The sequence below is a fragment of the Nostoc sp. genome (assembly GCF_036917555.1).
GTDB lineage: Bacteria > Cyanobacteriota > Cyanobacteriia > Cyanobacteriales > Nostocaceae > Nostoc.
Map to the genome: position 1 here is coordinate 41,841 of NZ_JBALDD010000005.1, position 26,498 is coordinate 68,338.

24 protein-coding genes and 1 pseudogene are annotated in these 26,498 nt (G+C 41.5%); 11 read left to right on the plus strand and 14 right to left on the minus strand.

All coding sequences use genetic code 11. The features are described 5' to 3' along the window. Positions 1–70: 70 nt before the first annotated feature. Both V7K60_RS01305 and V7K60_RS01310 read left to right on the plus strand, forming a co-directional pair. On the plus strand, positions 71–958 hold the full coding sequence (locus V7K60_RS01305; RefSeq protein WP_334922323.1) for an ABC transporter permease: 888 nt from the start codon (positions 71–73) through the stop codon (positions 956–958). 35 nt (positions 959–993) lie between these two features. Beyond that, positions 994–1,389, plus strand: coding sequence for a hypothetical protein (locus V7K60_RS01310; RefSeq protein ID WP_334922325.1), 396 nt, complete (start codon positions 994–996; stop codon positions 1,387–1,389). 76 nt (positions 1,390–1,465) lie between these two features. Here V7K60_RS01310 and V7K60_RS01315 read toward each other — a convergent pair whose 3' ends face one another. Then, complete coding sequence (locus tag V7K60_RS01315) at positions 1,466–1,903, minus strand: peroxiredoxin (protein WP_334822390.1); 438 nt, start codon at positions 1,901–1,903, stop codon at positions 1,466–1,468. A gap of 194 nt (positions 1,904–2,097) precedes the next feature. Between V7K60_RS01315 and V7K60_RS01320 the strand changes: the two genes are divergently transcribed. The 4 genes from V7K60_RS01320 to V7K60_RS01335 all read left to right on the plus strand — a co-directional run bounded on the left by V7K60_RS01320 (position 2,098) and on the right by V7K60_RS01335 (position 4,637). Continuing rightward, complete coding sequence (locus V7K60_RS01320) at positions 2,098–2,502, plus strand: Npun_F0494 family protein (protein ID WP_334922327.1); 405 nt, start codon at positions 2,098–2,100, stop codon at positions 2,500–2,502. Between the two features lie 105 nt (positions 2,503–2,607). Beyond that, entirely contained in the window at positions 2,608–2,742 is a 135-nt protein-coding gene (locus V7K60_RS01325) for a hypothetical protein (RefSeq protein ID WP_334922329.1), read from the plus strand. A gap of 71 nt (positions 2,743–2,813) precedes the next feature. Beyond that, the gene (gene cobQ / locus V7K60_RS01330; RefSeq protein WP_334922331.1) at positions 2,814–4,298 is read left to right on the plus strand and encodes a cobyric acid synthase CobQ; all 1,485 of its coding nucleotides are present in this window, start codon (positions 2,814–2,816) and stop codon (positions 4,296–4,298) included. A gap of 102 nt (positions 4,299–4,400) precedes the next feature. Then, positions 4,401–4,637 (plus strand): 2Fe-2S iron-sulfur cluster-binding protein, encoded by a 237-nt coding sequence (locus V7K60_RS01335; RefSeq protein ID WP_334922333.1) that lies wholly within the window; start codon positions 4,401–4,403, stop codon positions 4,635–4,637. 153 nt (positions 4,638–4,790) lie between these two features. Here V7K60_RS01335 and V7K60_RS01340 read toward each other — a convergent pair whose 3' ends face one another. From V7K60_RS01340 to V7K60_RS01355, 4 genes are all read right to left on the minus strand, one after another. Further along, positions 4,791–5,234: an SRPBCC family protein gene (locus V7K60_RS01340; protein WP_334922334.1), complete on the minus strand. Its 444-nt coding sequence runs from the start codon at positions 5,232–5,234 to the stop codon at positions 4,791–4,793. A gap of 88 nt (positions 5,235–5,322) precedes the next feature. Further along, positions 5,323–6,762 carry a 9,9'-di-cis-zeta-carotene desaturase gene (gene zds / locus V7K60_RS01345; protein WP_334922336.1) on the minus strand — a complete coding sequence of 480 codons (1,440 nt, stop codon included), beginning with the start codon at positions 6,760–6,762 and terminating at the stop codon, positions 5,323–5,325. 276 nt (positions 6,763–7,038) lie between these two features. Then, positions 7,039–7,215, minus strand: a complete 177-nt coding sequence (locus V7K60_RS01350) for a CopG family transcriptional regulator (RefSeq protein ID WP_199784887.1) — start codon at positions 7,213–7,215, stop codon at positions 7,039–7,041. A 1,685-nt stretch (positions 7,216–8,900) separates the two neighbouring features. Then, positions 8,901–10,532, minus strand: coding sequence for a DUF6930 domain-containing protein (locus V7K60_RS01355; protein ID WP_334922338.1), 1,632 nt, complete (start codon positions 10,530–10,532; stop codon positions 8,901–8,903). Between the two features lie 321 nt (positions 10,533–10,853). On the opposite strand from V7K60_RS01355, the gene V7K60_RS01360 reads away from it, so the two are divergent. The 3 genes from V7K60_RS01360 (at position 10,854) to V7K60_RS01370 (ending at position 12,124) form a co-directional block, all read left to right on the plus strand. Further along, positions 10,854–11,210: an iron-sulfur cluster assembly accessory protein gene (locus V7K60_RS01360; RefSeq protein WP_292857252.1), complete on the plus strand. Its 357-nt coding sequence runs from the start codon at positions 10,854–10,856 to the stop codon at positions 11,208–11,210. Positions 11,211–11,296: 86 nt separating this feature from the next. Next, entirely contained in the window at positions 11,297–11,719 is a 423-nt protein-coding gene (locus V7K60_RS01365) for a tetratricopeptide repeat protein (protein WP_334922342.1), read from the plus strand. 159 nt (positions 11,720–11,878) lie between these two features. After that, a complete protein-coding gene (locus tag V7K60_RS01370; protein WP_094352470.1) occupies positions 11,879–12,124 on the plus strand; it encodes a hypothetical protein in 246 nt (81 codons plus the stop codon). Positions 12,125–12,280: 156 nt separating this feature from the next. Here V7K60_RS01370 and V7K60_RS01375 read toward each other — a convergent pair whose 3' ends face one another. Then, positions 12,281–13,291 carry a TIGR01777 family oxidoreductase gene (locus V7K60_RS01375; RefSeq protein WP_334922344.1) on the minus strand — a complete coding sequence of 337 codons (1,011 nt, stop codon included), beginning with the start codon at positions 13,289–13,291 and terminating at the stop codon, positions 12,281–12,283. A 204-nt stretch (positions 13,292–13,495) separates the two neighbouring features. Here V7K60_RS01375 and V7K60_RS01380 point away from each other — a divergent pair, with 204 nt between their 5' ends. Then, complete coding sequence (locus V7K60_RS01380) at positions 13,496–13,843, plus strand: hypothetical protein (protein WP_334922346.1); 348 nt, start codon at positions 13,496–13,498, stop codon at positions 13,841–13,843. Between the two features lie 80 nt (positions 13,844–13,923). Here V7K60_RS01380 and V7K60_RS01385 read toward each other — a convergent pair whose 3' ends face one another. From V7K60_RS01385 to V7K60_RS01420, 8 genes and pseudogenes are all read right to left on the minus strand, one after another. Then, the gene (locus V7K60_RS01385) at positions 13,924–14,412 is read right to left on the minus strand and encodes an FHA domain-containing protein (RefSeq protein WP_334922348.1); all 489 of its coding nucleotides are present in this window, start codon (positions 14,410–14,412) and stop codon (positions 13,924–13,926) included. A gap of 492 nt (positions 14,413–14,904) precedes the next feature. Continuing rightward, positions 14,905–17,418: a heavy metal translocating P-type ATPase gene (locus V7K60_RS01390; RefSeq protein ID WP_334922349.1), complete on the minus strand. Its 2,514-nt coding sequence runs from the start codon at positions 17,416–17,418 to the stop codon at positions 14,905–14,907. A 159-nt stretch (positions 17,419–17,577) separates the two neighbouring features. Beyond that, complete coding sequence (locus V7K60_RS01395) at positions 17,578–17,838, minus strand: hypothetical protein (protein WP_334922350.1); 261 nt, start codon at positions 17,836–17,838, stop codon at positions 17,578–17,580. Positions 17,839–18,022: 184 nt separating this feature from the next. Beyond that, the gene (locus V7K60_RS01400) at positions 18,023–18,298 is read right to left on the minus strand and encodes a TM2 domain-containing protein (RefSeq protein ID WP_334822374.1); all 276 of its coding nucleotides are present in this window, start codon (positions 18,296–18,298) and stop codon (positions 18,023–18,025) included. Positions 18,299–19,205: 907 nt separating this feature from the next. Beyond that, on the minus strand, positions 19,206–20,780 hold the full coding sequence (locus V7K60_RS01405) for a CPBP family intramembrane glutamic endopeptidase (protein ID WP_334922351.1): 1,575 nt from the start codon (positions 20,778–20,780) through the stop codon (positions 19,206–19,208). Between the two features lie 281 nt (positions 20,781–21,061). Further along, positions 21,062–21,499: pseudogene (locus V7K60_RS01410) on the minus strand (DUF29 domain-containing protein). Between the two features lie 248 nt (positions 21,500–21,747). Then, positions 21,748–22,488 carry a hypothetical protein gene (locus V7K60_RS01415; RefSeq protein ID WP_334922352.1) on the minus strand — a complete coding sequence of 247 codons (741 nt, stop codon included), beginning with the start codon at positions 22,486–22,488 and terminating at the stop codon, positions 21,748–21,750. Between the two features lie 348 nt (positions 22,489–22,836). Then, the gene (locus V7K60_RS01420; protein ID WP_334922354.1) at positions 22,837–24,768 is read right to left on the minus strand and encodes an alpha-amylase family glycosyl hydrolase; all 1,932 of its coding nucleotides are present in this window, start codon (positions 24,766–24,768) and stop codon (positions 22,837–22,839) included. Positions 24,769–25,255: 487 nt separating this feature from the next. On the opposite strand from V7K60_RS01420, the gene V7K60_RS01425 reads away from it, so the two are divergent. Beyond that, positions 25,256–26,308 (plus strand): hypothetical protein, encoded by a 1,053-nt coding sequence (locus V7K60_RS01425; RefSeq protein ID WP_334922356.1) that lies wholly within the window; start codon positions 25,256–25,258, stop codon positions 26,306–26,308. Positions 26,309–26,498 lie beyond the last annotated feature (190 nt).

Here is a 26,498-nt window from a genome sequence, read left to right on the forward strand (position 1 = left end):
ACTTACCAATTCCCAATGCCCACTTGCCCTGAGCGAAGCCGAAGGAATGCCCAATTAATCCAAAATTGCTATGAGTGTTACTCCTAAATCTGATATCAATTGGCAGCCGCTAGCATCGCCGCAAGCAGATGCAAATACTGCACCCAACTTTTTCGGTGAATTGGTACAAGAGACGCTGGCTTTAACTCGTCGCTTGTTTATTCAGTTGCAACGCCGTCCCTCATCTTTGATTGCTGGAATTATTCAGCCAGTAATGTGGTTAGTGCTATTTGGTGCTTTGTTCCAAAATGCTCCCAAGGGTATATTTGGCAATACAACAAATTACGGTCAATTTTTGGCGGCTGGCATCATTGTGTTTACAGCCTTTGCTGGGGCACTGAATGCTGGTTTACCCGTAATGTTTGACCGCGAGTTCGGCTTTTTGAATCGTTTGCTGGTAGCACCCTTAGCATCACGGTTTTCCATTGTCTTTGCCTCAGCCATCTTTATCATCAGCCAAAGTTTGTTGCAAGCAGCCGTAATTGTTGCAGCAGCAGCATTTTTGGGCGCTGGACTACCAAATATAGCGGGTTTAAGTGCGATCGCTCTAATTGTCTTACTCTTAGCTTTGGGTGTAACAGCCATCTCTCTCGGTTTAGCTTTTGCTTTACCCGGACACATTGAATTGATTGCAGTAATTTTCGTTACTAACCTACCATTATTGTTTGCGAGTACAGCTTTAGCACCTCTATCCTTTATGCCTCAGTGGTTGCAGGTTGTAGCTACCCTGAATCCTCTCAGCTATGCGATCGAACCAATTCGCTATCTCTATTTCCACAGTAGTTGGGGACTAGGTAGTGTAGTGATGCAGGCTCCTTGGGGCGATGTTACCTTCGGGGGAGCGTTGCTGGTGTTGTTTGGCTTTGCCCTAGTCGCCTTAGTGAGTATTCAACCCCAACTGCGGCGGACTCTTGCTTAAAAAGATAAAATAGATAAATTTTAGAGTCAAAACCCATGAAAAAACCATTTTTACAAATTACTAGACTCTTTGTTGCTACGGCAGCAGGAATTAGCTTTGCTTCCTTGCTCATGGCTCAACCAAGTTCCGCTCAAGTCAGCAGCCCAACGGATGCTTTCCCCAGTAATAGTACAACAGACCAAAACACCGATCCTTTCTCCCGTTCCAACTCAGACAATTTTAATATGTTTGATCTGATTCATCGGGCAAATTTCGGGACTCTCAACTGGGATTCTAACCAACAGAACCAAGAACTAAACTCAGCAGCAGCAGCCTTTAAAGCAAGGCAACAAAAACTAATTCAAGGTCAACAACAGCAACCAACCCTCAGTTTGCCAACGGTTACACAACCATCAGTTACGCCGCCATTAGTGACACCATCAGGTAACTGAATCAAACAAAGAACCCCAAGTCCTAAAGGCTTGGGGTTGAGACTATTTAAAAAATCCTGAATTATCAGGTAAAAAACTACAGTCCAACCGCAGCTAAAATATCGCTAGCATGGTTGGTGGTATTTACATTAGCGTCAACATGGGTAATTTTGCCGTTGGGGTCAATTACGTAGGTGACGCGCTTGGCATAACCACCGCCATCCACATCGAAAGCTTTGATGAGGGATTTGTCGCTGTCAGCCAGTAGGGGAAAATTCAAATTATATTTTTGGGTGAATGCTTGATGGGAAACTTCATCATCTGCACTCACTCCCAAGATTACAATATCTTTACCTTGATATTGAGATTGGGCATCCCGAAAACTACAGGCTTGTTTGGTGCAGCCTGGCGTGTCATCTTTGGGGTAAAAATATAAAACAACCGTCTTCCCCCTCAAATCAGATAGCGAGACTGTGTTGCCGTTTGTATCTTTGGCGGTAAATGCAGGTGCATCCGTACCAACTGCTAGAGGCATAATTAACCTTTCCTGTTTCAGATTGTTGATGCACTTGAAATTTTACATTAATTTATAATGATTAAATATAATTACTAAAAAATCGCATAAATATACTTGAGGTAACTAATTTTGGTTTGATGGGGTATTTGATACAAGAAAAAATATATTCTGAAATTAATCTTTGTTAGAAGAAAAATTTTTACCAATACACAATGGCTGCTGTTGATTCCGAAAACCCAAATATTTTTGTCTATCCTCAAAGCACAGTAGAAAGAGCCGAGCGATCGCTAGTGTGTTCACCTTTTAATGTATCATTATTTGAAGTGATGGGACACCAGAGTGTATCATTAACTGCGATCGCTCTGGAAAATGGACTCAAGCAGGGCTATACTAAACGCCCTTTATCAGAATTAGCCTGTGATAACGCTTTGGGCTGGTTGATTCAAGTAGGTGTATTGCGCCGAGAAGTAGATGGTCAGGGAATTACAGATAGTTTTCGTCTCACTCCCTTGGGACGCCAGTTGGTGGAGCAGTACCAGGGAAAAAATTGGCGTACTCCTTCATGGCGCGATCGTTTCTATGATGCTGTGATTCGTTGGTTACGGATACCTTTTTAGAATAAAAAATCCAAGAGTTAGGATTAGGGAATCAAAGGGAACAATATACACGGAAACATCACATCTATTCATGAAGTCTTTACCATAACCATCCAACTGCAATTTGTGATGGTTATAGTGGGCATTCGGCATTGGGCACAAAAGCCAGAGGTGCAAAGGGGCAAAGGGGAAGAACTTACTGCAACTTTCTCCCCTGCTCCCCCGGTTACTGAGCGTAGTCGTTGGCGCAGCCTCTCGTAGAGAAGTATACTCCCCTGTTGTTCGCTCCTAAAAATTAACTCTGTATCTTGAAAAACTAAGTGATAGCAACTATGAAATCAATTATGGTAGTGGGGACAACATCCCATGCAGGGAAATCACTTTTAACTACAGCTATTTGTCGCATTCTGTCGCGGCGTGGTTGGCGAGTGGCTCCCTTTAAAGGTCAAAATATGGCTTTAAATGCTTATGTCACCGCCAGTGGTGGAGAAATTGGCTACGCCCAAGCAGTGCAAGCTTGGGCGGCGGGAGTCGTGCCTTGGGTAGAAATGAACCCAATTTTACTCAAACCTCAAGGAGATATGACTTCCCAAGTAATTATCAAAGGTAGGTCTGTAGGTAAAGTGAGTGCCTCAGATTACTACGAGCAATATTTTGAATTGGGGTGGCGGACAATTGAAGAATCGCTACAGCATTTAGGAACAGAATTTGACTTGGTGGTTTGTGAAGGTGCTGGTAGTCCAGCGGAAATTAATCTCAAGCACCGCGACTTAACTAATATGCGGGTGGCAAAATATTTAAATGCACCAACTATGTTAGTAGTTGACATTGACCGAGGTGGTGCTTTTGCTCATGTCGTTGGCACATTAGAGTTATTGGAACCAGATGAACGCGCCTTAATTAAAGGTATAGTAATTAATAAGTTCCGAGGGCAGCGATCGCTCTTAGATCCGGGGATAAAATGGTTAGAAGAACGCACAGGTATCCCTGTGATCGGTGTTATACCCTACTTGCAAGAAATGTTTCCAGCAGAGGATTCTCTTGACCTGCTAGAACGTCAATCGTCCTCGAATAAAGCTCAAACTGACCTCAACATTGCCGTCATCCGCTTACCAAGAATTGCCAATTTCACCGACTTTGACCCACTGGAATCAGAAAGTACAGTTTCAGTGAGATACCTCAGTCCTAAGCAAGATTTGGGACATCCTGATGCCGTAATTATTCCAGGTACAAAGACCACAATTGCTGACTTGCTACTGCTGCAAAAAAGTGGTATGGCAGAAGCTATCCAAAACTATGCTGCTTCTGGGGGAACGGTTTTAGGTATCTGCGGTGGCTATCAAATGCTCGGTCAAATCATCGCCGATCCAGAAGGGATAGAGGGACAAGCTGGCAGATTTCAAGGGTTAAATCTTTTACCAATCAGAACTGTAATTACAGGACAAAAAATCGCCCGCCAGCGCCAAGTTAGCTCAAATTATCCACAACAAGGATTACCAGTTAATGGCTTTGAAATCCATCAAGGGCGATCGCGCATCGAACAGCAAGGCATAGATCCCCAATCCTACCATGCCCTATTTGACGATATTAATTTAGGGTTAGTCGATAGTTGTCAATCAGTGTGGGGAAGTTACCTCCACGGGCTTTTTGACAATGGGCCTTGGCGACGGGCTTGGTTAAATCGCCTCCGTCAACAGCGGGGTTTAAAATCTTTGCCCACTGGTGTTGCTAACTATCGAGAACAGCGAGAGCAGATTTTGGACTCTCTAGCCATTGAAGTTGAAAGCCATTTAGACTTAAGTCAGTTTTTGTCTTAAGTTAAAATGCGTTGAAATGTGATTAGTCATTAGTCATTAGTCATTTACAAATGACAAAGGACTACTGACAAAGGACAATACTAACTTAAATGCGTAACATTGATGATTGTTCGTGTCCGCTTTTTACCAGATGATGTCACAGTAGATGCCGAAGTGGGAGAAGCCCTCTTAGATGTAGCAGACCGGGCTGGGGTATTTATTCCCACCGGTTGTCTCATGGGATCTTGTCACGCTTGCACCGTCGAATTAGAGGATGGAGAGATCATCCGCGCTTGTATCAGCGCAGTACCGCCGCGCCAGGAATTGACGATTAATTCGTTTAACGACCCAACTTGGTAGTTTTTTAACCCTCTTCCAACATTTCATTCATTAGTGGCGAATTCTTTGAGTGCCTCTGTGCTTACCTCTGCGACCCTACCCTGCGGGAAGGCGAAGCGCCTATGCGTTTAAATTTCATGTTTCATGTCACCGAAAAAAGAAATGCTATCTATATCAATTACCTTTAACATTCAGTGCGTATTCTTTAAACCTTTCCAAATCAGCTTGAATCGTTGATTCAACTATCCGCCCCAAAAACAAGTTATCCATAATTTTGCCAATAATGCCGGGGATAGCATAGGAAATAGTCATTTTCACAATGCTACTATTCTGGCGATCATAAAAGCGAATCGCTCCCTGATTCGGCAAACCATCAACCGATTCCCATTGAATAATTTGGTTGGGAATAACTTTGAGAATTCGGGATTGCCAAGTAAATTCTAGACTGCCCGTCTTTAATTTCCAAAGAGATATATCTGGATTATCTGGCGGAATTTTCACCGAATCAATCCACTTCATCCACCGGGGCATTTGCTCTAAATCAGACCAGAGGCTCCATACTAAATCTATGGGAGCCTCTACTTCTACCTGCACAGTATGCTCTAACCAGTCTGGCATTTCTCTTTTTCCTTCTCTACGAGATGCTTTGTGATTGCGTTCTTTGCACCCTTTGGAGTAGCCTGCGGCAAGCCACTGCGTGTCTACGTTATTTCTTTAAACTCTCCAAAATTACTTTTGCCGCACGTCGTCCAGAAATAGTAGCACCTTCCATACTGTCGATGTAGTCTTGCTGAGTATAACTGCCTGCAAGGAAGAAATTATCTACTGGTGTTTTTTGGTTGGGACGGTATGCATCCATCCCTGGCGCTTCTCGATAGAGAGACTGAGCAAGTTTTACCACGCTGTACCAAGTCATCTTTAACTCCCGCGACGAAGGAAACAGTTCATGGACTTGCTTGAGAACATGCTGGGCGATCGCTTCATTACTTTGTGCAATAAACGGATCTCCTGGTGTCAGCACTAACTGTAACAACGACCCTTGTCCTGGGCGATAATAATCAGCAGGGCTAGTCAACGCTAAATCGGCAAAACAAGAAAAGTCAGCATCGGCTGTGTAAAGTAAATTATCGATTCCAGCCGCATGATTTAGCTGTTTACGTTGTTCTCCATCGTTCAGTTCTGTTACCCAACCATCAAAGCGTAACTGCACTGTAGCCACTGGCACTGCATCCAGTTTGTAAATATTGTCAAATTCTAACCACTTACGCCACTCCTGGGGTAGGATGCGTTGAATTCCTGGAAGATCACAGGCAAAAACATAAGCATCAGCAGCGATCGTTTCTACTGCATCACCTTGGGCAACTACTATACCAGTTACGCGGGTTTGTTCAGCTGACTCAGTAAACTGAATTTCCCGAACTTGTCGGCGCGTGTAAACTTTGGTGCCTCTAGCTTGCAGATATTCCAGAATAGGCTTGTGTAAATATTCAGATGGAGAACCTTCCAGCATTCGCAAAACTGAAGCCTCAGTTCTAACTGCAAATAGCTGGAATATGGTTAACATACAACGGGCAGACATATTTTCGCAATCAATAAATCCCAATGCGTAAGCAATGGGATTCCACATCCGCTTGATGCTGCCATTACTTCCACCATGACTGCGAAACCAATCGGCAAAGCTAACTTTATCTAAATTGCGGATAGTTTTCATCGCCCCATTAAAGTCTACCAATCCGCGAACTATCGGACTAGTACCCAAAGCGATCGCATTTTGCAATTTATCCTGCAACGATAGTTGGGAAGTAGTGAAAAATGCCTTTAACCCATTGAAAGGCGCACCTGTAAGAAAACGAAAATCTAAAGCACCAGTGCGCCCCCCTTTATTAATAAAAGTGTGGGTATGTTCCTTGAGGCGTAAGTTTTCTAACACCCCCACTTTCTTCATTAAATCAAATAGTTGATAGTAGCACCCGAAAAATACATGCAATCCCATTTCTAGATGGTTGCCATCTCCATCAACCCAACTGCCAACTTTACCACCGACAAACGGACGAGACTCAAAAATCTCGACTTCACAACCAGCATCAGCTAGATCTACTGCGGTTGCTAGCCCAGCCAGTCCCGCACCTACGATTGCAACACGCATTCCGTCGTTCCTTTTCAGTTTCTTTACAGATTGTAACTGGGTTGGTGTCGGAATTTGCTACTTAATATCAACTCCAGCAGCATATTAAGGCTTGCCAATATCAATACTAAAACCTCTTTGATTACTTTTTTTAATCCCGCTAAATGATCAGACGCGATAAAAACGCGTCTGTATCATCTAGACAAACTTTTGTCCATAGCCGCGGACTCTCAAAAGTATCATAGATATTTTTTTGGTAGGAAAGCAGTTTTCTGGATAAGTCGTGAAAGTAACTTCTTACTTGTTTTCATCTTTGTTGTCATCAGAGACAGGCAAACTTCTAATCAGTTCACGAATCACGTCAGTTGCAGGTCTACCTGTTTGTTGACAATATTTTTCTAGTTTTTCTGCTTCCTGCGTTGCAAGATTAACAGTTATGCGTTTAACGGCCCATTTTTTATTTGTCATTGCTATCATGCTATCTGCTGTATATTTAGATGGTCGAAAGAGTCTAAATTAAAGAGGGAACCGATAAGATATCAGAGTTTGTCTCAGGAAACAAGTAATACCATTAATATTAAAAATGTTCGTTTTGTCAAAGGATTGATCATTTTCTAAAAAAATCAAAATACTACACTTTATTTGTTACTATTGTGACAGCATAAATAGCACATAGTTGCTTTTGAAGATAATAACCCTACTAACAGCATGAGTAAAGCCTGACAATGAAATTTTATAAATAAATTCAAGATATCTACTGTTGACTCAATGAAGATTTTCAAAGTTATTCTCCATTGAAAGCATTTGACCTTCTCTCTTAACTAAGTTCGTCAAACCCCCTTGGAGAGAACATCCGCTAGAACACCAAAAAATAAAGCTTCAGAATCATTATCATGCTGAAATGCTGGCTTACAGGCGGGTTGGAGTGGTGTATATAGAGCGTGAATAGTCACTTATAAAGTAGGCAAATAAGCGATAAATACCCATCTATAACCTTACTGTAACCAAGAAGTTCAGAGCTACTTGAACAGTTATGAATTTTGGCTTACCTCGATCAAGCTGATTGCTTTCCAGTGCCAATATAGTAGCCAGCAAAAAGGGGACAAAACTCAGTTGACTGAGTGTAAATTGCCAAGTATTTTGGTAAATTTTGACAGCAATATCTGTAATTTTACACAGATAAATTAATCTAGAATAGATGTGATGTTACTTGACTGTCGCCGATACTAATATTTTAGTTTTGTTTCATGCTTTTATAATAACTTATCGTCAGAATGCAATAAAATTTTGCATATTTTTATCTTCCTTCCAGCGATATAATTTGCTTTTCAATCAGCATTTTTTTTGCGATTTTTCGTATTAATCTATCTGGAGTTATGTAAATCACTTTTAGCCAAGTAGGGCACTATAATTTTGCCATAAAATCTTTTCCTTATGTCTAAGCCAAGATATAAATTACTGCCAAGAAAATTTTAATTACAACTATTTTTTATTTGGTAAGTATACCTATAAGAAGAATTGTATATTTTAATTTTTTCGGCAGTGTGTTTATTATAGCTATTATTTACGCACTTTAAATAATCTTCATTGAGACACTAAGAAAGCTATTTTTTATTCTTTATAAAAAAATTACAAAGAAAAGAAATATATCTGAACTTTTGCTTAATGATATTGATATATAACAGGATGCTAAACTCAAAAACTTGTTAAAAAAAAAGATTCCAATATCTAAGTGCATCGGTTAGGTTTGATTCAACTAGTTTTTGTAAAATAATTTTTTAGACTTTTGTAGTTATTTATACTTAAAATATTCCTATAAAATAACTAAAAAACTATGAAAATACATGTACTTCATGAAATTTAGGTAAAGTTAGCTTCTCATGATTGGTCGCCTATTAGTATTAACATATACGTGAATATTCATTACAAAGTGCTGCGCTCTGTACGGGGATGAAGAAGGCTGAGTGGAACCAGAAACGCTCTGCCTCTGGTTAAAAGATTGCATACAAGGGATGGGAGGGGTAAACGTTAACAGACAGGTACAGCCTTCCCCTTTTTGTCTCTTAAATGCAGTTTCAGTCAATATGTCAATCAAATACACATCAACTTAATTTCTCATACCGATAATTTGAGATTCAGGATTGCAGCAATTCATGCAATTACTCAAATTTAAGTTGAGGCATAAGTTGGAGAGTGCCAATACCTAAATTTTTTGGTGAAAGCGATCGCCCTTCAAACAAAGCCATCATATCTCGTAACTGAGGATTGCCACGGGAGGCTCCTGTTAGTCCTTTGGCAATGATTAAGCCACAGTAGCCCTTAGTATTTTTACACCGCTGATTCCATTTTTTTCGGGCTTCGACATGGATCGGATCTTCATCTAAAAATTCACCGAATAGGAACAATTCGCCATTTTGAGTTTGCAATAAACCCAAATCGTAGCGATCGCCATCAAAGGGATCGGCACCTGGATTAAAGCAAATTGCTTTCAATCCACCTGCTGCTTCAATTCTTTCAATTACAGTCTTCGCCTTGGGTCGGGAGGTTTGAATTAAAATCACCGGCAAACCATCACCCACTGGTTTGATTTCACTAGCCTGGTGGTAGCTGACCCCCTTTCGTAGAGAATCCAACATTTCCCAGGACACTACACCTAAGCTGAGGAAGGAATCTTCTGGTATCAAGTCATCTCGCAATGATTGGAAATCAAGATTGTCAATCTCCTCGTCATCAATACCAAAGCCTGCCATTTCCTCTAATTCTGCTGCTAACTGCGGTATGGTCGAGACTGTCACAGCCACAGATTTAGTTGATTCTTCCGACTGCGGCAGAGAAATGCGATAGCGACGGCTGAGGGTAGGGAAGATGTCCTCATGAAGTTGGCGACGGTGATCGCGAATAAAGCGACTCAGGCTTTCGATCGCAACCAAGATTACCAATGCTTCTTCGTCATACAAAACAGACCGTAGTCCTTCTAAAGGATGGATATTACCAAAAGTAGGGTCAATTTCTGATAATGGTAGATCCGCCAAATCATCTTCTTCATCGTCATCTTCATCAGTGTCGTCAATGCTCTCAAAAGTGAGAAACAAGCAATCTTGCTTGAGGAACGCTTCTTCTAGATACTCTGTTGATTCTTCATCCGTTAGAACTGCGGCGCGAAATTGTTTTAAAGACTCTTCTGAGCGATAAAACAAAATCCCATACTCCATTCCCAGCATTCCCATGACTGAGGCGTAGAGTGTGCCAACATCCCACTTATTAATCTCGATTGACAAAATTTGCTGTTCTTCCAAAAATTCCCAAGGTGCTGCTTGCCAAATTGCAAATGCTTTTTCTCGCAAGATTTGCGCATACTGTGGCGGTAAATCAGGGGTTTGACTATCAAGGATATCGGCGAATCCACGAAATAGTTCGTCAATTAAAGGTAGTTCTGGTGCGTAGTCAATGGCGATATCCAAATCTTGCAGCACTCCCCGCAGGTAAAATTGAATCTCACGGTCTTTGACTACAATTCTTTGAGGTCTAGCAGGTCTTGCTGGACTTTGAGGATGCTCCATTGCTTGCATTAAGGTGCGAACTATTGCTTCTGGGCCGATATCTGAAGCTACCACGTCCATTCCTCGAACAACACCTTGGGAGTAATCTACCCAAAGAATGCATTCTCCCTTTGCCTCCGAATCTGACTGCTGGTTTGGTGATGACAACGGACGGCGATCGCCCTCCCATACAGAAGGAATTTGAGTTAATTTCTTCAACCGACGACTGGTAGAGCGATTAAAACTTGTCATAGAGATCAAAAGAAGCAATTTGGAAGTAAACTTTGGGGGCTAGCTAGCCTCGGATTAAATTTTTATGGCTGCACCTGAAGGATGATTGCTTCTCAGGCTGCCGCAAGGCTTGAATTTTAAGAATACTGAATGTATAAACACACTGAGTCTCTCAATTCTAGAATAGAAATCTTTGGCTACTTTTGACGGAGTGTTTACAATTTGGCATCTAGCAACATCTAAGCCGCTAGAATGAATACAAAAACACTTAACGAGCAACCCAGAAGCATTAACAAGCCGATATAGGGTAAAGCTTATACTAATTAAGGAGTTGAAAAGCAGATGACACAAGCAATTGAAGCTCAACAACGCGGAATTCTGTTGAGCGAAGCCGCATTGCACCAGGTAAAATCCCTCCGGGACAAGCAAGGCACAGACTTGTGCTTACGGGTAGGAGTGCGTCAGGGTGGCTGTTCTGGGATGTCTTACATGATGGATTTTGAAGACACTAGCAAAATCGCCCCTCATGATGAAGTTTTTGACTATGATGGCTTCAAAATTGTCAGCGATCGCAAGAGTCTGTTATATCTCTACGGTTTGATGCTCGATTACAGCGATGCCATGATTGGCGGTGGTTTCCAATTCACTAACCCCAATGCTAATCAAACTTGTGGTTGCGGCAAGTCATTTGGGGTGTAATATTGTCAGTTGTCATTTGTCCCTGGTTATTGGACGAAAGACAAATGACAAATGACCAATGACTAATGACTCATGATTAATTTAATATGACTCAAACAGTTGAATCCCTGTTTGATACAGGTTTAGAACGCTATAAAGCAGGAGAATCAGTAGAATCTTTAATCCCTGTGTTTAAAGAAGTGTGCGATCGCGCTCCTAAAACTAGTGCAGCTTGGGTTTGTTTAGCGTGGTTGTATCTACTCGATAACAAACCCAATTTGGCTTACAAAGCTGCACAGAAGGCTGTCAAGTTAAATCCACAAGATCCCCAAGCTAGAATCAATCTTGCCTTAGCAATGCTGGAAACAAAGCAAAAAGGTTTGCGGGAACACATTGACATAGCACAGCAGTTGATTTTTGTCAACGAAGAATGGAGTGATGAAATAAAAAATAGTATTGAGGACGGTTTAAGTAGAAAACCAGATTGGCAGAGTTTAACAAAAGTCAAAAATTGGCTGTTTGAAAAGTAAAAGATGGGGAGTGGGTAGACGCGATTAATCGCGTCTGTAGGGAGTGGGGACAAGAGAGACAAAGGAAAAATTATTGAATCAGTCTGTCTCTCTCTTGTGTACCTTGTTTCTTGCTAATACCAACTCCCCATTCCCAATTTCCCATTCCCCAATCCAATCATGAAAGATAAATTGTTAAATTGGCTAAACATGGTTTTAGTCGCCGATGTTTTTTTGGTTTTGTTTGGCTTTGGCTGGTTAGCGATCGCTGCGATCGGTGATGCCGCAGGAGTAAACCTGGGTTTGGATTTGTGGCATCAACTGTGGCAACCCTTGTTTAACCCCGCAATTGGCATCCTCATGGGTGGTGCCATTCTCAGCGGTATTATCAGTTGGGTTTCCAAAAAATTTCTTTCTAGTCAATAGTCAAAAAATTGGGTATGGGGCATGGAACATCGGGTGTTAGGAGTGCTGAGTGCTGAGTGCTGAGTTAGGAGTTAAGAATTAGGAGTTTTGTTTATCTCCTTGTCCCCTTGTCTCCCTTTTCTCCTTGTCTCCCTCATCCCCATTCCCCAATCCCTTTTAATTAAGAATTTGTGTCAACGCCGATTGCAAATTAGGATATTTGTACTCAAAGCCTGTTTGCACGGCGCGTTTTGGGATAACTTGCTGACCTTCTAAAACTACTATCGCCCCGTCTCCTAAAAGGGCTTCGATCGCAAAACCAGGAACAGGCAACCAAGAAGGACGATTCATCACTTGTCCCAAAGTTTGGCTTAAATCTGCCATCCGAACTGGATTAGGGGCAGTGGCATTATATACACCTTCTATTTCCGGTTTAGTTAAAGCTTGCAAAATCAGGTTAACTAAATCGTCTACGTGAATCCATGAAAACCACTGCCGACCACTGCCAATAGGCCCGCCAGCAAAAAGTTTGAAAGGCGGAATCATTTTACCTAAAGCACCACCATTGCCGAGGACAATCCCAAAACGCAGAATTACCAGTCGCACACCAGCATCTTTTACTTTTGTCGCCTCAACTTCCCAGGCTTGGCAGACTTGGGCAAGAAAATCATTACCAGATAGACTGGTTTCATCAAAGGTAGCCGTTTCACTGGTGCCGTAGTAGCCAATAGCTGAAGCGTTAATTAACACAGATGGGAGGCAGCGCGTTGCAGGGGTTCCCACGCCACTCCCCCCAACGGAGGGAACCTCCGCAAGGGGGTGGCTCCCCGTTGTAGCGACTGCCGTTTTGGGGTTAGCGTTGGCTATTGCTTCAACTATTTTTTGTGTACCTAACTTCCGGCTATTGAGGATTTCTTGTTTCCGTTCTGGTGTCCAGCGTCCTTCACCAATAGGTTCTCCTGCCAAATTAATTACGCCATCACAACTAGCGATGACACTTTGCCAAGAACCAGATGCATTTGGTGTATAGGCAACAATTTCTACATTGGGCAAAGCTTCAGATGGAAAAACCTTTTGAGCAAAGCTGGTATTCCGAGTTAATACTACTATTTGATCACCTTCCGCGTGTAATCGTTGTACCAAACGACTACCGACAAATCCTGTTGCTCCAGTAATTGCGACTTTCATTTTCTACCTCAGCCAAACCTTTATTGTAAAGTTTTTGATTAAACTTTCAGCTTACGGCACTTTCCTTGTTGATAGAAGAGGTTTGACTGTATATCTGGATATCTGGTAATACCTGCTCTCAAAAACTTTGATTTTTTAATGACTTTATATTTAGATACTTCGGTATTATAGGATGGACGGAGTGTTGCAAGGCTTGGGGCTATTATGGCTCGCTATACCTGTTCATTTATTGTTTCTGTTCCTAGTGACCATCTGTTGCCGTTACTTGTAGAACTTCTACAGGACTGTCAGTTGGATATTCAATATCACACAGCCGAATATATTATCGGTCGTGAGGTTCCTGGAAATGTTCCTTTTCCTAAATTAATAACAGTAGAAGTACTGATTGATAAATCAAAATCTACTGAAACAGAAACCCGGATGAGTATTGTGATTAAAAATGAAGAACTACCACTCTATCTAGATAATTACTGCCGACAAATGTTTGAGTTAATCAAGCAAGCTATTGAAAGTAGCCGCCATTGGCATTTGATTGAAAGCATTGCAGGATAGCTTTGACGATTGAATTCATACTCCCACGGCTTGAAGCCGTGGAAGTGTCAGACTGTGATTGGTAGTTATAATTCACTCTCTTATTCCTCTAAATCCTCGGCCATACCGGGGTTTATTAGTGTAATGTCGTACTCACTCGAATCCGTTTGTCCTAAACGTTGAGTATTTTTTAAAAGGTAATAAATGGCACGTACTTGAGGCCCAAAAACGATCTCGTCTTCATTTCTGAGATCGTGGGCTGGTATTTTGCGTCCATTAATCATCAAACCGTTGGAACTAGGTTTACCTTTGGCATCGCCATCTACAATCCGGTAATAGTAGCTATGACTATTATGCTCTCGTGGCAATCTCACTAATGTGGCATGGCGGCGGGAGACAAACTGCGACATTAAACGGATATTACATTCGCGGTCTCTACCGATAGAGTAGACGGGGTCCTCCAGAGAAAATTCTTTGCGACCTTGATCGTCTTCAATAATCAGTAGATGGTTTTCATTGGTTTCTGCTGCCATTGACAAATCGGTGGAACTGTAATTGATTAAGATTTGTTTTGTATCGTGTCTTGCCATTTTCGCGCACCATCAATCTGTGGTGCTAATCTAAATAAGCTTTAAAATTGCATAATACCTTGAAAGAGTAGAACATGGCCCTTCTACTCCAGTAGCTATGATAGCTTTGGTAAATGTTTCAAAAAGCTTTGTGAACTGGTAAAAGTTGAATACCGACTCAGTTTAACTTTATATGGGATCGAAGAAGAATTCAAAATTTTGAATGAATCGGTAGAGGATTTAGACTTGCCACTACGAAACTTGACCACCAAATTTTTAATTTGGTGAGGATCTTAAAGCCGGTTATAGCGTTTCCTAAGCAACTGAGGTACACCCAAATCTTGTTTACCAAGGTTAGTAGCTTTGAAAATAACCTAACCAGGTTGGGAACTGCTATATCCCTCTGCTGCTTTTTCGGTCAGAATACCCTTGTTGTATTCTGACGACTGACTCCTGAATTCTGTTTTGATAACCAAGATTTGTGGTGGCAAATTGGACGTGTAAAGCAGTATTCTACGGGCGATGAACGAATCGCCGTAATAATATTGAGTTGGTAACGACGCTAACAGAGCTAAAAGCCATTAATGCAGCAGCACCAGATGGGTTAAGCACAAAACCCAGACTAGGGAATAAAACACCTGCTGCTAAAGGAATGCCAAGTGTATTATATGCAAAAGCCCAGAATAAATTTTGGCGGATTTTGTTGAAAGTAGCGCGACTAAGCTGAATAGATTCGACGACATCGTTTAGGCGATCGCGCATTAGGATAATTTCAGCAGTTTCCATCGCCACATCTGTCCCGGAGTGTAAAGTAATTCCTACATCAGCTTGGGATAAAGCTGGAGCATCGTTGATTCCATCTCCTACCATTGCCACAACTGAGTGAGGAGTTACGAGTGAGGAGTTAGGAGTTTTCTTTGCCCCCTTGTCTCCTTGTCCTCCTTGTCTCCTTGTCCCTTCTAACTGGAGAGACTGGATTGCAGCTGCTTTTTTAGCTGGGGGAACACCTGCTATGACATCAGCGCTATCTAATCCTAATTGTTTGGCTATGGTGCTAGCTGCTTCTAGGCGATCGCCACTGAGCAACATTACCCGTAAGCCCATCTGACGCAACTTGTCTACGGTGGATCGAGCATCCGATCTGAGGGTATCAGAAACACCAATTAGTCCGGCTAAAGTTCCCCCAATTGCGACGTAAACGACTGTTTTACCATCTGTTGCCAAATCCTGTGCTAGCTGTTGTGCAGTTTCGTTAATGGCAATGCCGTGCCAACTCAACCATTCCCAGTTACCCAACAATACAACTGTGCCCTCGACCACAGCAGATACCCCTAGTCCTGGTTCCGTGTGAAAGTCTACAGCCTCTGGAATAAATAACTGTTGCTGCTGTGCTTCTTGCTGAATCGCTTTTGCTAGGGGATGGTGAGTACCGCTTTCTACGGCTGCTGCTAGTTGGATTAGGGATTGAGCATTGTTATTCTTCCCCAGGCCACAGTCCACAGTCCCCGATCCCTCAATTAACAGACAATCTCTGACGATGGGATTACCTGTGGTGAGAGTGCCAGTTTTATCAAATACTACGGTGTCTAACTGGTGTACTCTTTCTAAAACATCGCCACCTTTGATTAACAAACCTCGTTCTGCGCCCATAGCAGTCCCAACAAGAATAGCTGTTGGTGTGGCAAGTCCCAAAGCACAGGGACAGGCGACTACCATAACTGCGATCGCTAGTTTTAAACTAATTAATAGGGGGGAGTGGGGAGTGGGTAGAGACGCGATTAATCGTGTCTCTACGGAGTGATGAGCGTGGCTGATCATTTCCATGCCATCAGACATGCTGATATCAGTCCAAATGTGAGTGCCGAAAAAGTACCAAAAGACAAATGTCAATACAGATGCTGTTAGTACTCCGTAGGTAAAGTAACCAGCGACTGTATCTGCTAATTTCTGTACTGGTGCTTTCCGAGTTTGGGCGGCTTCTACTAAGGCGACAATTTGAGCTAGAGTTGTATCACTTCCAGTCCGGGTTGCCTGAATAGCGATCGCTCCTGACTGGTTTATAGTCCCTCCTGTCACCATATCTCCTGGTTGCTTGATTACTGACACTGCTTCCCCAGTCAACATGGATTCATCAACCGTTGTTTGACCAACCACCACTTCACCATCAACGGGGATTTTATCACCTGGCAGCACTTGTAAGCATTCACCGACACGCACCTGTTCAGCAGGAATCTCAACACTAGAAGAACCCATTCCGCCTTTCTCTGGGTTGGCAATCAATCGCGCTAAGAGTGGCTGGAGTGCTAGTAATTTCCTAAATGCAGCAGCCGCGCGACCTCTAGCTTGTTGCTCTAATGTCCTTCCTAAGAGAATAAAGCCCAGCATCATTACTGGTTCGTCAAAGAAGCACTCCCAACCCAATTGAGGAAAAAGCAACGCAACTAAACTAGCAATGTAGGCTGTCAGTGTTCCTAATCCCACCAGGGTATTCATGTTAGGCGCATTTCGTTGCCAGCCCAGCCAGCCATCTACTAAAATCGGGTGGCCGGGAATTAATAGCGCTACTGTCGCTAGTCCACAGTGAAACCAGATGTTATTTAGCACTGGCAGCACTGAGCTACCAAGATTACCAAAATGTCCACTTCCGGACAATATCAGCAACACCGCAGCGATCGCTAACTGCCATAGAGAAGAACGCATTTCTCGGCGTTGTCGTTCTGCTGGATCTGGTAAGGTCAATATTTCGCCTGCTACTGTGCCATTAGCTTTTCTCTGTTGAGTCGGGAATCCAACGGCTGTTAATCGCTGTGCCAGTGCATCTGCATCTATTGCACCAACTTCTGACTCTACAACTGCTACCTCTGTGGCCAGGTTCACACAGGCACTTTTGACTCCTGGATGTTGGGTCAGCTGTCGTTCTACTGCGTTCACACACCCAGCACACTTCATACCCCCAACATCTAGAATAATCTTCTCTAGGATTGGGTCAAGTTCTAGGGCTGGCTTAGTTTTCGGGACAAGTTGCATGGCTTGTGTTTAGATTCGCTACAGAAATTCAACGCCTGACTAAAAGCGTCTCTAATTCGAGCGTAGGCTAAATATGGAACTATGACTCAATGTCAACCATATTAAAATTATTAATTTATCGTACTTCGTTGAGCATGAACGACTATCGCTCTACTTAATTCAAGGTTCCAAGTTCCCAGATTTATCTCTAGGGTTCTGAATTTTAAATTTTAAATTTGGAATTTTAAATTCCCCTACAGGGGGTTGACAGTTCCAGCGTCGATAAGTGACATAAATAATAGCTGCTACCTGTATTGGCGCGATCGCAATCAAGTTTTTTAAGAAATAGTTGATTTCTAAATGAGACATAACACTAAAATATCCTAAGCCTAACAAGAAGAACATTGCCCAGTTAAGCTGTTTAGGTTTGAAAATGAGCATATCAAATAAAAATAAATAATAGGAAGTAAAAGTGCTGTATAACTTCTGCTAAAGGTAAAGGGTGAAGCGGAAGGGAAAAAGGATGTTTCTTTTATCGCTGCCCTTTATCCCCGGGCTTTTGCTGCAATCCTAAGTTTGGAAGCGTCTGTTACCATCTGCTTCCAGTAAGAAGGCTATTCTTGCACTAGAACCAGCCCTGCTTATTTGCAAAATAGGTATCTACAAATCCTTCAGGGGATTTATTTAAGTAGATCATGCCTTCAATTAGACCTACAAGTTGCATAACTAACAAAGCAACGCCGTAGGTGAAAGAACCCCCAACTACAGAAATCACTAACATGATAAAGCCTTCCGAAGCGTATCCTAGAATAAACTTATGAACCCCAAATGCTCCCAGGATAATGCCACAGTAACCAGCTAGAAGTTGTTTGGTAGGGTGACTTGGGTTAAGATTTGCCATATAAGTGCTGCTCCTTGATAAGTGAGTATAAAAATAAAGTCTTTATTGTAATGGAAGCAAGTAAATGTATTTGCTTAATAAATAGATTTTTAATTTTTTCAGTATGAGTAAGTCCCAAGATGAATAATTAAAATCAGCGTGCTTCTATTTCAGAAAAGACGCCAATATGTCTTGCAGTATAAGCAGGTCTGGCGCTCCTTGATGAATTTTGGTGGATTTGACGATCGCAAACCCTAGTGCAGCAGTTTTGCAGATTTTTAGCTCAGGTGTTTATCTTGAGCAGAATCAATCTTAAATAATCAGCAAAAGCTGCTACATAACACCACTTTCTACAAGTCCATCAGTATTATTTCCGGATTCTTTTGCGTATGCGTAGCCAGCACTTCTCTACGAACGCGAACAGCGTGTCGCAGACAGATGCGCGTAGCTTGCTTCCACGTTCGCGTAGCATCCCGTAGAGAAGTGGTACGACAAACTCAGTGACCGTCGTAGACATCGCTTCCAGCAGTTGTCTTGCCATCGCACCAATGGCAAGACAACTGCGTGGCTAGTGGGAATATAGAAGCACAAAAGGCATCTTCCATATCTTTACTAACCGCTTTTTAGTTACCGATCCCCACTTTCATGAGCACAAACCGGAATTGCATTCCAATTCATGACAGCTAAAAATGGTTCAAGAAGACAATTAATATCTCGAAAATGGCTAAAATCTATCCGAATGAGAATAAATGCTTAACTAGATAGTTTGTTGTCTATGTTAATAGCATTCTTTAATTTGCTTTTGCCATTATCTTAATTGGGTTTTAGCTAGTATTTATGCTTGTAACCAATTATCACTAGTAAATTGTCTCTATCTATGGAGATAAAACCAGACATTTTTGTTTTTGACAACCGTACTTTATTTGTATTAATTACTACCTAAAACAAACAAGCTTAATAGTGTACCACTATTCCAGAGGCTGTGGAGGAGCATAGGAGCAAGGAGATTGCGCGATCGCGTGTAAACTACTCCCAACACAATGCCCAATGCGGTCAGGGGAAGAATTTCCGATAAGCTAAGGTGAGCGATCGCAAACAACAAACTACTGATCAGAATCGATCCCCACACGGGTAAGTAACGAGTTAGAGAGGGTAACAAAAAACCGCGAAATAGGATTTCTTCAAAAAATGGAGCGGCGATCGCCGCTGTGGAGAAAAATATACCAAGTGCTATACTATCTTGGCTTTCCAGCGCTAGTTGTAACAGAGGATTACTCCCACCCTGTCCTTGCCATAGCTGCTGATTAATCAAAGATACCACCACAACTACAGGTAAAGCCGTGCAATAGCCTCCCAGTCCCCACAAAAACCAGTTATCTTGAAAACGGAAGCGAAACCAGAATTCTGGTAGTGGAAAAAAGCGCTTGAGAGAGAAATACAGTACTAACAGCGCACCTAATGCTACCAAGAAGTAACTAACTAACACAGAAAATGCCTGAAGTCGCACATCCACAATGGGACGCGGGATGGGTAGCAGCGATATTACCAAGGGCACAAAAATTTGCCCCATGAAGAAAAAGCCGATGATAAAAACCTGCAAAACCGTTTCACCACCCCAAGGCGTTGACCAAGGGATATCAGCATTTTGAGCTAATAACGAGGCTTTTCCTTTCAACAAGCGTTGAGCAAATAATAAAATCAGCAGTATTAAACCAATTAAAGCTGCCAAAGTGGGAATAGTACCAATAACCGCCAATTTCAATACTGCTTGAGCAGAAGATTCTTGTTGTGCCGCTTTTACTGCTGATAACGCGTCTTGTCGTTGCTGAAGTTGGTATAACTTAATCAAAGCAGTAGAGCGAAACCAACCTTCTAAATTTTTTTGAATTGGTTCTTGAGCATTTTGAAGGATACGGGGAGGATTGCTCCACAGTCCAGTCAATACAGCGGCGGTTTCCCCAAACCCTAGATTAATATCTGAGCGTTGTTGTAATTCGCTCCAAGTCTTGAAGGCTGTATCCGTCTGTCCTTGCTGTGCTTGTAAAATTCCCAAGCGCAGGTCTAATTCAGCTAGTAATTTTTGTAATTGCTTAAAAGACTGCTGTAACTGTTGCTGTCCCTGTTTAGAGGTCTTAATAGTGGGAGGAGCATCTGGTAGAGGTTTCGGAGGCGTAGGAGTTATTTCAGCTTGAGAGCGTAATTGTGCAAGTTTATTGTTAACTTTGTCTAAATTAGCTTGAACTGATTGACGCGCCTCCTGATACTGCTTTGTAGCGCTTTCTAGAGGTTGCTCACCAAGTATTGCTTCTTGAATTGCCTGGAGTTTGTCATCACTGCTATCTTCTGATTGCCAAGCTTGAGCTTGTAAAGCAATATTTGTTTGGTATAGTTCCAGGCGACTTTGAAATTGAGGTTCTTGCCAACTACCGAATAAAGCCGAAACTGCCAACAGAACTGCTATCGGCGTCATCACAAAAAATAAAACCAACCGCTTGAGTGTCATCTATCCCCCTTTAACTGACCAGTGGAGAGCGCGTCCCCCTTGGGAATTATCGCAATAAAAAGTCAGAGGTGGATAGATATCATCTAATATTATAAGTTTGCGATGAATGTGCGATGCCTGCGGTTTTTGCTAGCTACGCACCCACCATGTTAAATCACAGTAGTGTTCCCCCATCTTGCGGAAGCTGATAATCCTTGTTTTGAGCGATGAATCACTCACTACGAACTAGGATTTTATTTTATGTTTAATTATGCCTACTTACTGAGTTTCAGCAGTCTAACTTACAGGAATTCAGGATTAAGAACTTGTTCCATAGTAAAAGAACACTCAAGGGGAAAAGTTTCTATTGGCTTTTGAGTCTCATTTGCGGCATCTCGACGAGCGCGGCGATAATATTTTTGTGTCCACTCCCAGTCTTCTAGAAGGCGCTGCAAACTGGGAGTGTCTTCCAAGCAATCTTGAATTTGATTTCGGCAGTTTGAGATTGTGTTAACCTAACTTTTGGTTTTTCGCTCTGGTTGATATTGGCATTTGAGTAAGTGCATTAAAAGCACCTGTAAATAACTTCCAAGTTCCTTTTGTTCACTTCGACCCAAAGCCTCTAGTTCCTCTACCAAATGTTCAACGTCTAACTCAGCCCAGCGTCCTGTCTTCAGGTACTCAGCCTGTTGTTGTGTCCACACCAGAAAGTCCTGATTGTAGAGTGTTGCTTTACTCATCAATAGTTACTCCTTTGTTTTCAGCAACATTTTGGCTGACTCAGTTTTCCTGCTATCAAACCTCTGGGTGTCATTCTAGCAAATAGCAAGAAATAAAGCCTAACCACCTAAATCAAAAAGCTTACCTTTTACAGCTTTAATAAAGTATTTTTTCAACAAAGAATAGGATTTTTGATTTGGCTTATTTTTAGATTAATTATTCTACTTAGCATCTAAAAAAAGCTTTAGATTTAGAGAAATTACTATCCTTATTGCCTCCTCACAAAAATTGTGTAACTAGGTAAATGTGAGGCATCCGTTTGAGTTTTGACAAGTCGCCAGTCATTATCTATATATAAATGCTCAAATACTTGAGAAGTTGCTAAAGACATTTTTTCAAAGTCATTAGCATCATTCATCTCTGAATTTTCTATTTTGAAAGCTTTAGGTAAAACTAATTTTGAGGCATTCAGTTTTACTTTATTGTTAAGTAAATTAGTAAACCAGCTATAGACTGATTCTAAAGTTAGAGGAACTTCTCTATTTTTAAAAGCCTGAAATCTATCAATGTTTTGAAGATACCATTTACCATTTTGAACTCCATATTTCTGGATTACCATGAAATCATAAGCTGGTAATCTTGATTGAAAATTGTGGGATAAAGACGGCTCTTTTCCCATTATATAGCGAGCTACACTGGCAGAGTAACTATCATGCTGAAAAATTTGGAAGGACTGCTCTTGTATTCTTTTCGGTAAACTTTCATGAAAGGATATAGTAGACCAGATTGGTGTCCAAACACCCACTAAAAGCCGTAGTTGCTCTGTAACACTGAAAACAGGATTCTGTTGGCTCAATTTTATAAAATAGGGAAGTAATTCAGTTTTATAAAAATAGATTTCCTCATTTAAAGCTTCTGGCTTTCGACCTTGAACTCGTGCCAAAATTTCATTTTTAAACTTTATTTTTTTTGGAACAGTTAATTGATTTTTCACTAAGAGGTCGAACATTACTATTTACCTTTTTCTCGTTTTTTTAGATGACTTGGTAAGTATTAAAAAATTTGCCCCTCTTTTTAAGGGTTATTAGGTATTTATCTGCTTGATATTATCTATTTTTACTCACAAAATGGTGTGATTCAGATCACTGGAAACTAAAATATATTGAAGAAGCATTTAGAAATCAGAGTATTACAGACATAGATGTGTAGCGGCTGACCGTAGGATACGAGAAGCGCTATCAATTCACAAAAAATGAAGTGCAAAGGATGAAAATTTTACTCCTTTGCACTTCATTTTTTATCTGAAATTTCTACGATTCTCTTCCTTATGTCCAGGTATCATATCAAATCATAAACTCTAAGACTCGCGTCCCGATGCCCAAGTATCACGCCATTTGACAGTACCTTCTTTCGCAATCACCCAGCGGCGATTTACGAGATTTTCGCGCAGAGGCGATCGCCCTTCCCGCCACATGGCATATTTATAAGCAATCAGCTGACCAGTACTTTCATCAAAGGGAATCTCAGCAAACCAAGTATTGGTGTTGATATACTCTAGGGGATAGGCTTTGCTGATATCCCAGTTACCTAACTCTGGGCAATCTCCTGTCACCACAACGATTTCACCAGGTTTGGTCTCCACGCCATTGAGTTGGACGCGGACAATTGTTTGTGCTTTTATCCGTTCGCCAACGTGGCTGAAAACAATCACTCCCCGTTCTTCTAATACTAGGTCATAAATCTTGCCATCTTTCACCTCATACTTGTTGCGAGTCACCACGCAGGTATGTTCTCCATCGGGCAATTCTGTTTCTACTTCTGGTAAAGTAACTTCTCCTCCCCGATTTAAAGCTACAAAACATACAGAGTCCCGATAGCGACGTACATAGCAGTAAACATCCGGTGTTAAGTATTTTTGCCAGTGGCTACCCATTGATACGGCTGGATTCAGTCGTCGTAAGCCAGACAGCAGCCTGATGCAACGATAAATCTCACTCTCTGTATCCCAACTTTCCATCATTGGGCGGTTATACGGGTCGTTACCGCCATCAGTGTCGTTATGCAGATACTGTTCTGTGCCGTAATAGATGCAGGGAATGCCGCGACAAGTCATAATTAAGGCGATCGCAACCTTCAGCATCGCTGGATCGGAGTTCAGCGATTGGAAACGGCACATATCATGGTTATCGATGAAGGTAACTAGCTCTGTTGCCCCGTTGTAGCGATAATCCTGATCAAAAATATATTGAATTGTTTGGAATCCCATTTCTGAACCTTGTCCCAGTGCAGCTCGAATTGCCACACACAACCCAAAGTCTAGAAGTGTCATGCCTGAGTGGTTAACAAATTCCACCGAGAGCTCGTCACTAGGATTACTGTAAATCCACTCACCAAAAATAAATACATCTGGTTTGTGATTGCTCATATCGCCAGTGAATTCTTGCCAAAACCAAATCGGCATGTGCTTGACAGTATCCACGCGCAGTGCATCAACACCCCGGTCTAGCCATTGTTTAATTGCTGACTTAATATACTCCCGATATTCAGTATTATTTTCATTGAAGGTTGCTAGGCCAGATAGTTCACAGTTCTGTACTTGCCAATCGTCTTCCCAGTTTTGCACTTCGCCATAGTGGTGATACCAATTATTAGCATCATCATTAAAGTCAGCAATTTTTACACCATCATCATACAATTCACCTTTACTACCGCTGGTATCAGGTGTACTATGGTTGCAGACAATATCCAGCACTAGCTTCATATTGCGCTTGTGCAGTTCTGTAATTAACCGATCAAAAGTTGTATTTTTTTCTTCTTGAGTAGCGTTTAAAGAAGGGTTCTCTCCGTCAGCAATGTATCGAGGATTAAGCCGTTTAAAGTCTTTTGTCCAATAGCCATGTATTGCTGCATTGCCAACAAATAACTCTTCAACCTGCTCGAATAGTGGAGTTAGCCAAAGGGCAGTAACTCCCATATTTTTGAGATAATCTAATTTATCGATGACACCTTGCAAGTCGCCACCCCAGTACTTACCCCAATCTTGTCTAGTTGAATCGTACAATTCTGAGTTTGCACCTTCGCTGTTATCTTGATCGCCATCATAAAAGCGATCGACTACGAGAAAATAAATTGTTTCCTGACGAAATTCAATATCTCTGGTGTAAAGGAACTCTAGAGCAATCTCAATATCTAACTGCTGTGGTTCTTCTATAAGAGCTTCTACATTTTCCTTTGCAGGATCTACTTTATATTGATCTGGTGAAAACTGGGATGGTGGGGTTTGTACCATAAAAAACTCAAAATTCCATGTAATTCACACTTGTAGAACCAACAGTACAACGTTTCAAGTATTGTGTGCTACTACAAACTTTGGTATTGTGACATCCTGCTTATGGTGTATGTATCTATCGCTGGCTAGTTTATAATTCTATCGATAGATATAATTCATCTGCTGGAGGATAGAAATAAAGGAATACAGCACTTATTAACGATGATTTCTTAGTCACAAAAATTTACAATATTTAATTAAGTTGACTGGCGGTAAATATTGAGCCTAGCTCGTGTTTAGGTGTATATTCGACAACAGATTTTAAAGCACTTCAACTCCTTGAAAATTAGTTGTAAATGTTGTTAATAAGGTTTTGTTACACCTGAGCAATACTGAGTCAACCACGTATAAACCAACTTTTTCTCTAGAAGATTCGCTCCATTGGTAAACTGACCATTGTCACTTTCAATCTGTTATTACTATCAAGGAATTAATTTAGGTAGCAATTATGACCAAATATGACAAGGTTTTTAACTCACCAAAGACATCAGAGGAATCACTAAGTCCAGAGGAAGCGGTGGCGGCGATCGCAACTGTGACTGCGATCGCTGATTCATTTATTGAAGAGATAGATGCAGAAAGTTTAGCGGGTATCCTCTGGGAATTCGAGGTTTTTGAGGAATACTCAGAAGATGAAATTGCAGAAATAGTTGATAGACTAATCTCCATTGCAGAAGAAGAAGGAATTGGGCCCCTGTTTAATGCGGCCAAAGTATCTCTCTCAGATGAATTAGTGCTAGATGGTTTTGCTGCTGGGGTAATAGTGCTTTTAGACGATGAACTCGCCATCCCCAAACCGAAACAAGTCTACCTGAAAAAGCTACAAGCAGCTTTAGAACTTGAGGATGAAGAAGCAGAGGAAATCATCAAGGAGGTAATTGCAGCCTTTAAAGAAGCAGAAGATGAAGAATATGCAGACGACGATGATGATGAAACAGTGGTCATTGAAGATTTTAGCGAACAGACATATCAATCTCCTTTAGGTAATTTTACCGTACCGATTCCGGTTGAACTGCAGCAGGGTGGTAGAATTCAAAGCCAGGAAGGAGTAGTTGGCTTTTCTGATGACATCGGTACTTTACTGAGAATCGATTATTATCCTTTCCCCTTAGAACAGTTAGAGGAATTGGAGTCTGTTGGCCAAGAAGAATATTTACAAACAATTTTAGTAGACAAGTATGTACCCCAAGCGATTTTTGCCAATGTACCAGATGCTTCTGTGGAATACACCGAATATCTGGAAAATACTTTGCGAGGTGCTTACTACGTGTTAATTGATATGCCCAAAGGTTCCACAATTTCTAAGCAAGAAAATAATGGAACTGCGATCAGATTAGATGCGTACCGGGGCTTGCTCACCTTTATCAGTGGGGAATTTTTGTATATAGTTAGTAGTCAGCACAGCTTTATTAACGGTGAAACTCCCGATTCTGTTGAGGAAGAGGCTGAAGACATCAAAGAAAGTATTTTAGAGTTTGTTGAGACTATAGAGTTCAATTAGTACAGTATTTCATTCATTCGTAGCAAATTAAATTTGGGAAGACTCTGCGATACCAATGCATCAGCTTGCATTAAACATAAGCATCTAGAGACGTAGCAGTGCTACGTCTCTAGATAACGCATATTTAATTTCATCAGAGTATATTCGCCTTGGCTTCACTCATCTGATGTACATTTGGAAAGGGCGATGT